We start from the raw sequence: 7320 nt of genomic DNA, 5'->3' as shown, positions 1-7320 counted from the left end.
GCATTATTGTTTTCATCTAGCACTTCACCGCTCAACTTTATAAAATCTAATGATTGAAAATCATCAATTGCACCAGTAATTGGCACATCATTAACTTTAGTTAAAACCACTTTTGGTTTTGGAATTGCTAACATTAATGCAGGGTCGCCTACATAAACTACAACATTTGTTGCGGAGTTTGGACCAGCATTTTTTGATACTCGAAGCGCTTCTGCAATTGATGAATAGGTATCACTACCGTAGTTAAATAAATTCTCGGCCAATACCTCATTGAAATATTGAGCGGTTGATTGACCAATTGAACGAATAGTGGTTATCATTGAAATTGCTCCGCCTTTTGGATTCCAATAGGTAAATTCGCCAGCAGTAGGGCGATACGGATTGTCATATCTTGTAAATTCGCAAGTAATGGTAATAAATAAAGGATATCTGAAACGATTTGCTAAGTTTTGTCCGTCTGATTTTTCCCAAATACGTTCTTCTGCTAATCCGTCTTCACCACCATGACCTAAATAATTGAAAACTAGTGCGCCTTTTTCAAATGCGGCAAAAATTTCTTCACGAGCTTTTGGATAGCGTTTACCTCCAGCAGAGGTTACCTGAACAAAAGAGTCTAAAAGTATTTTTTTTACATTAATGAATGGTTTTTCAAAAGAAATTTTATCTGCTAGACGGTTTTGATAATACTGCAATTGATTATCGCCAGGTTTTTCTGGGTTTGGATCATCGCCAATACATACATAATTATTTCTCCAATTTCCATAGGATTTTAAATCGTGGTATTCAACTACTTTGTTTACCATTTCCTCAGCTTGTTGGGTTGAACTTACAATCATTCTTCCTATTGCTATGTCAATTCCTCCAAAATCATATGAAAAGATAGTATTGCCATTTGGTGGAGAAAAACCTGAATCTAATCTTCCTTCATCGGAATCCATCATCCCGAAAAAATCATCAGATGCAAAAGAGGTTTCGCCTCCTGTATAACTATTGAGTGCCTGATAAATTGGAACAATATTGGTGTTGTTTGCAATTCGGTCTTTAAAATCATAAGATGCATCTCCAAAAAGGTTTAAATACTTAACTCGTTCACCTACCGGGGCATTAAAATAAACATATTTCACAAAATTTCTAATGGCACCAATATCTTGTTTTCCGGATGAAAATTCAGGATAAATGCTTTCTAAATTTACTACTTTCACATTCAGATTAGAGTAACTTCTGTGAAAAGCTGCTAATTTTTCAGCTTGTGCATTTAAGAATTTTGGTGTAATAATTAAATAATCAATTTTCTGCCATTGTCCCTGAACGTTATTAAAGACAGTTCCTTTTAAATTTTGGTTATCCACTTTTGATTTCGAATCTTTTGAAGGCAAATAATAATCAGTATTGTCAATGGCAACATATTTCCGAACTTCACCTAAATTGGCCTTAAAAGAAAAAGCACTTTGGGTTGCGTTTTCTACTTTAGTTACATTAAACCTGTCGGTTACATCCCAAACTTGTGATATTGATGATGCATTAGAGAGTTGGTATTCGCCAATGCCAAGTAACGTATTTGCTTGGTCAAACTGAAAGGGGAATTGTTTTCCAAAGGCCTTAAGATTTCTTTTTGCTTTGATGTTAATGTAATTTAAATAGCCTCTTGAACTTGGCACGCCACCATTATCAAAAGTTACTTTAATGGTAATATCTTCAGCTGACACAGAAGAAGTAGAAGAAAAATTCTTTTCTATAACTATAGCATCGCTGCTACTTCCTGGATCGAGGGTAATGTTACCAACAAATTGGGTGTTGGCTTCTATTTTAAATAAATTGGTAGTCGAAGTTATAGAGGCAACGTGTGTTTTAATCTCAATAGGAGATGAGTTTACAATGTTTGGAAATTTAAATTTAAATTCTTGGTCATTGTCCACGCTAAAACTCTCTCCAAACCAAATTCTGCCTAATTTTTCAACATTGACTTCGTCAACTTCGTGAAATTGATAATCATCAAAAGTTGATATTGTTGTTGTCGTGCTTCCTGTGGGCTGTGTCATGTCAACAATTCGCTTTCCAACACCGCCTTGCGTAGTTACATAATAATAAGACTTATCAGCATAAATATTTAAGCTGCTTTTGTAGTCTTCATTCCAGTTATCCATGCCTTCGGCATAAAAAAGAATAAAATCTTGATTGTCAAAAACACCATCACTTTCACCAACTACCTGAATAGCGTTTTCGCTTAAATCCATAGGATAATCAACAGAATTTAGTAGTGGTAACATTCTTCCGCCGTTGCCATAGATTTTTATTTTTCTGGGATCAGCGTTGGTATCAAGCCCTAAACTTTGAAGAAAACTTTTTGTGATTTTGTACACGCCTGATTTTTGGATATAAAAACGATACCAATTTCCACTACTTAAAACAGAATTTTCGATAGCGGTTACATTGTTGTTAAAGGCTTCTTCTTTTGCTGCATTTTGTTGAATTGTATAGCTAAATGAAATTAGTTTTTTAAACGAATTTCCTTCTTTAACTATTGGAGTAAGCGTAATTTTTCCAAAATATTTTTCTCTGGCATTATAACTTTTAAACCTTGATTTAAAAGTGGTAGGGATATTTTTTATTGCAATATCACCAAGTTGACTTTCTAAAATGGGTTCAAAAATCAGGTTGGATATTTGAATTGTATTTTCATTAACCATACTGTTTAATGGTATCGTCAAAGAATAGGATACGGTTTTGGAGTAAATATCAAATTCGTAATTTTGAGTATTAAATTGGGGCACAATATAGGAAAAGCGTCCATAAGACAGTTCCTTTTTGTTTGTCCAATTCAACGAAACATTTTTCTGTTCTTGAGCAATGGCTATGAATGTACTCAGGAACAGTAAACAAATAGTAAAAATTCTTTTCATAGTATTCACTAAACGTGTTTTTTTGAAAATTAGTATAAAAAATCAAAAAAAAAATATTTTTGGCACAAAATATAATAAAACTACTAATTTTGCGTTTTACATAAAATCAACTTACAAAGAACAAATTTAGTATTAATTAAAAAAAGGTGTTGCAATTTAATGTTAAATACTTATATTGCGCCCCGAAATTTATACCTACTATGAATATGAAAGTAAACAAAATTATAGCAGTAAAATTATTACTATCCTTAGTGATGATGGTCGGCTTTACTAGTTGTAGTAAAAAATCAGAATCAAAAGGTGGTTCTAGAGCTACAGGATGGAAAATCAACGATAAAAAAGGCGGGTTCCAATACGCTTCTAAATTTAAAAAGCAAGCAACAGGCCCTGGTTTAGTGTTTGTTGAAGGTGGAACATTTACTATGGGTAAAGTTCAGGATGACGTAATGCATGACTGGAATAATACGCCAAATCAACAGCATGTTATGTCTTTCTATATGGATGAAACTGAAGTAACCAATGTGATGTATATGGAATACTTAAATTGGTTAAAAACCGTTTTTCCACCAGATCAAGAAAACTATAAAAACATTTATGAAGGCGCTTCTCCCGACACTTTGGTATGGAGAAATAGGTTAGGTTATAACGAGACTATGACAGAAAACTATTTGAGACATCCTGCTTATGCTGAGTATCCTGTGGTTGGAGTTAATTGGATACAAGCTACCGAATTCGCTAAATGGAGAACAGATCGTGTAAACGAGAAAATTCTTGAAGATCAACGTTATTTGAAAAAAGATTCTAAAGTTACAGATATGACTGCTGATAAAGTTTTCAGTACTGAGGCATATCTCGCTTCACCATCTACTGCTAAAGGAGGAGATGATAAAATTGTCTTGAAAAAAGGTCAAGGAAGAGGTGCTGCTCCCAAAGCAAGTAGTACTCCAGGCGCAAATAATACAGCTGGGAATAGTGCTAAAAATGTATACGCTCAAAGAACTTCTGGTTTAATTTTGCCAGAATATAGATTGCCAACAGAAGCGGAATGGGAATATGCTGCTGCTGCTGATGTAGGACAAAGAGAATATAATCAATATAAAGGTCAGAAAAAATACCCTTGGTCAGGTACCTACACACGTTCAGGGAAAAGACAAGTTAGAGGTGATCAATTGGCTAATTTCAAACAAGGAAAAGGAGATTACGGTGGAATTGCAGGATGGTCTGATGACGGAGCGGATATTACTAATAAAGTTAAATCATATCCACCAAATGATTTTGGATTATATGATATGGCTGGAAACGTAGCCGAATGGGTTGCCGATGTTTACAGACCTATAGTTGATGATGAAGCAAATGATTTCAACTATTTCAGAGGTAATGTTTACATGAAAGACAAAATTGGTGAAGATGGAAAAGTAGAATTAGTAACTGCCGAAACTCAAAAATTCGATACTTTATCAAATGGTAAAATTGTGTCTAGAAATTTTCCTGGTCAAATTGCTAAAGTGCCTGTTGATGATAATGAAACGTATTTAAGACAAAATTTTGATAAGTCAAACAACATTAACTATCGTGACGGTGAAAAACAATCAACTAGATATTTTAAATTTGGTGGTTCAGAAGAAGGAGATGAAAAAGGAAAATTGAGAGATGACCAAAGAATGTACGATTCTCCAATTCATAATGTTTCTACTGATAGTTTAGGAAACATGGTTAAAAAATATGACCGTTCCAACAAACGTTCGACTTTGGTTAATGATTATGTAAGAGTATACAAGGGCGGTTCTTGGAGAGATAGAGCTTATTGGTTAGATCCCGCACAAAGAAGGTATTATCCACAAGACATTGCTACAGATTTTATAGGTTTCAGATGTGCTATGTCTAGAGTTGGTTCAAAAGCTGACAAGAAAAAAAGAGCCAGAAATTAATTTTAGTTTATAAACAATACCAAAAAAGCCCTAATTTTAAGGGCTTTTTTGTTTTAACTATTTTGCCCAATGACTATTCAGAACATTCATGATTTATTTTTAAAATGCAGTAAAGTTTCGATTGATACAAGAAAGATAGAGCCAAATTCCTTTTTTGTTGCCATAAAAGGAGATCGCTTTGATGCTAATACTTTTGCTAAAGAAGCGCTTGAGAAAGGGGCAAGTTATGTTATCATTGATAATAACAACTATTATATAGACGAAAGAACTATATTGGTTAATGATAGTTTGGAAACACTACAGGAATTAGCCAAGTTTCACAGACAATTTCTAAATCTTCCTATAATAGCATTAACAGGAAGTAATGGTAAGACCACTACAAAAGAATTAATCAATGTTGTATTGTCTAAAAAATTCAATACAAAAGCAACAGTTGGAAATTTAAACAACCACATAGGTGTTCCGTTAACTCTTTTATCATTTACAAAAGAAACCCAAATCGGAATTGTTGAAATGGGAGCTAATCATCAAAAAGAAATTGAATTCTTGTGTGAAATCGCCGAGCCTGATTATGGTTATATTACTAATTTCGGCAAAGCACATTTAGAAGGTTTTGGTGGAGTAGAAGGTGTAATAAAAGGGAAAAGTGAAATGTATACCTATCTAAAATTGAATAATAAATTAGTTTTTGTAAATCTGGATGACGAAATTCAAAATCATAAATCAGTAGCTTTTAAAAGAATAACCTTTAGTCAAAAAGATAAAAGTGCTACTGTTTTCATAGAAAACATTATGGCAAATCCTTTTGTTGAAATCAAAACATTAGGTGTTGAAATTAAGTCTCATTTAATTGGTTTGTATAACGCTAATAATATAAATGCTGCAATTACTATAGGTTGTCATTTTAATGTTCCTATAATTGATATTAAGGCGGCAATTGAGAGTTATGTACCCGAAAATAATCGTTCTCAATTATTGACAAAAGGAACCAATGAAATTATTTTAGATGCCTATAATGCGAATCCAAGTAGTATGCTCGTGGCGCTTGAGAATTTTATACAATTGGATAAAACAAACAAATGCGTTATCATTGGTGATATGTATGAACTTGGCGAGGAGAGCTTGTCTGAGCATAAAACGATTGTAAATTTTTTAAATAGTAATAGTGATTTTGATTGTCATTTTGTTGGGAAAGATTTCTTTGCCAACAGTATTCAAAAAGACAACTTCCATTTCTATATTACATTTGAAGACTTTACCAAATACCTTATTTCAGTAAGACCGGAACATAAAACAATTCTTATAAAAGGTTCCAGAGGTATGGCTTTAGAACGAACTTTGGAATATTTGTAGAAATACCCTTTATGAAATTGGAGTTTTTTTGATTGTAGAAAACTACGTATATCAAAAAATGGTGTATTTTTAATTTTTTAAATATAGCCAAATGAAAATTCAAATTATAGTATTATTCATGATGTTATCAACTTCAAGAGTTGGTTTTAGCCAAAGTCAAGACGGCAAAATTACAACTCTTGAATCTTCGGGTATAAGATTGTCGGAAACCAACTATCATCCAACTTATACTAAAACACTGGGTTCGCCCTATCCTAATAAAGCTTTTTTGCATGCCAAAGTGGGAGATGTTGTTCAGAACGCTTTATTGCGTTACAATGCTTGCTATGATGAATTCGAATTTATAAATTCAAAAAATGATACTTTAGTTCTAAACAATGCAGCAGCTTTTTCTACGATTACAATTACTTATCCAAAGGCTTTATACCAATACGTAAATTTTACAGAGAAAAGTGGAAAATTAAATACAGGATACCTTGTTAGTCTTTTTGAAAAGAATGGCTATTTACTTTATAAAAGACAAAAGATAAAATATTATGATGCAATACCTGCCAAATCATCCTATGATACGAGTACACAAGCAAGATTTGTTCCGCTAAAAGATACTTTCTTCATAAAGATAAATGACGGTGAAATTTTTGAGTTACCAACGAATAAAAAAGAGCTTTTGAAATTATTTCCTGAAAAGAAAACGGATATAGAAATTTTTATCAAACAAAATGAAATTGATTTAGAAAAAGAGCCAGACGTAATAAAACTAATTGAATTTTTTACTGTAAATTAAATCTTTTTGTCTTTATGTTTTTTTGTCGGTGTGTATTAACTTCGTTTTTCCCTTAAAGCTACGTTTAAAAAATATCAAATCAGCTAAATAAAAAAGCAAGCTATTTTTTAGCTTGCTTTACTATTTATTTGTTGGCGATGAGGGATTAACTACGTTTTTCCCATTTAGGTTGTTTTGAAACAAGAAAACCCATAGGCTGCTACTTAGCCATGTTTTTTTATTTTGTGCCACTAACAAAATCGCGCTTTTGAAGTAGTTTTAAAATAAAAAAACCGATTAGTTTCCTAATCGGTTTTTTTGGTGGGCGATGAGGGATTCGAACCCCCGACCCTCTCGGTGTAAACGAGATGCTCTG

4 protein-coding genes are annotated in these 7320 nt (G+C 32.8%); 3 read left to right on the top strand and 1 reads right to left on the bottom strand.

The window, feature by feature from the left end:
- A partial coding sequence (gene porU, locus ACOYLP_RS09670; protein WP_422855966.1) for a type IX secretion system sortase PorU occupies positions 1-2900 on the bottom strand: 2900 nt, incomplete at its 3' end.
- Between the two features lie 206 nt (positions 2901-3106).
- Here porU and gldJ point away from each other — a divergent pair.
- The 3 genes from gldJ (at position 3107) to ACOYLP_RS09655 (ending at position 6965) form a co-directional block, all read left to right on the top strand.
- The gene (gldJ, locus tag ACOYLP_RS09665) at positions 3107-4828 is read left to right on the top strand and encodes a gliding motility lipoprotein GldJ (RefSeq protein WP_422855967.1); all 1722 of its coding nucleotides are present in this window, start codon (positions 3107-3109) and stop codon (positions 4826-4828) included.
- A 69-nt stretch (positions 4829-4897) separates the two neighbouring features.
- Positions 4898-6181 carry a UDP-N-acetylmuramoyl-tripeptide--D-alanyl-D-alanine ligase gene (locus tag ACOYLP_RS09660; protein WP_422855965.1) on the top strand — a complete coding sequence of 428 codons (1284 nt, stop codon included), beginning with the start codon at positions 4898-4900 and terminating at the stop codon, positions 6179-6181.
- Between the two features lie 91 nt (positions 6182-6272).
- Positions 6273-6965 carry a hypothetical protein gene (locus ACOYLP_RS09655; RefSeq protein WP_422855964.1) on the top strand — a complete coding sequence of 231 codons (693 nt, stop codon included), beginning with the start codon at positions 6273-6275 and terminating at the stop codon, positions 6963-6965.
- Positions 6966-7320 lie beyond the last annotated feature (355 nt).

The sequence above is a fragment of the Flavobacterium sp. genome, assembly GCF_049318325.1.
Classification (GTDB): domain Bacteria; phylum Bacteroidota; class Bacteroidia; order Flavobacteriales; family Flavobacteriaceae; genus Flavobacterium.
The sequence above is the reverse complement of the archived record's forward strand: the minus strand, read 5'-3'. Positions and strand labels throughout refer to the sequence as shown.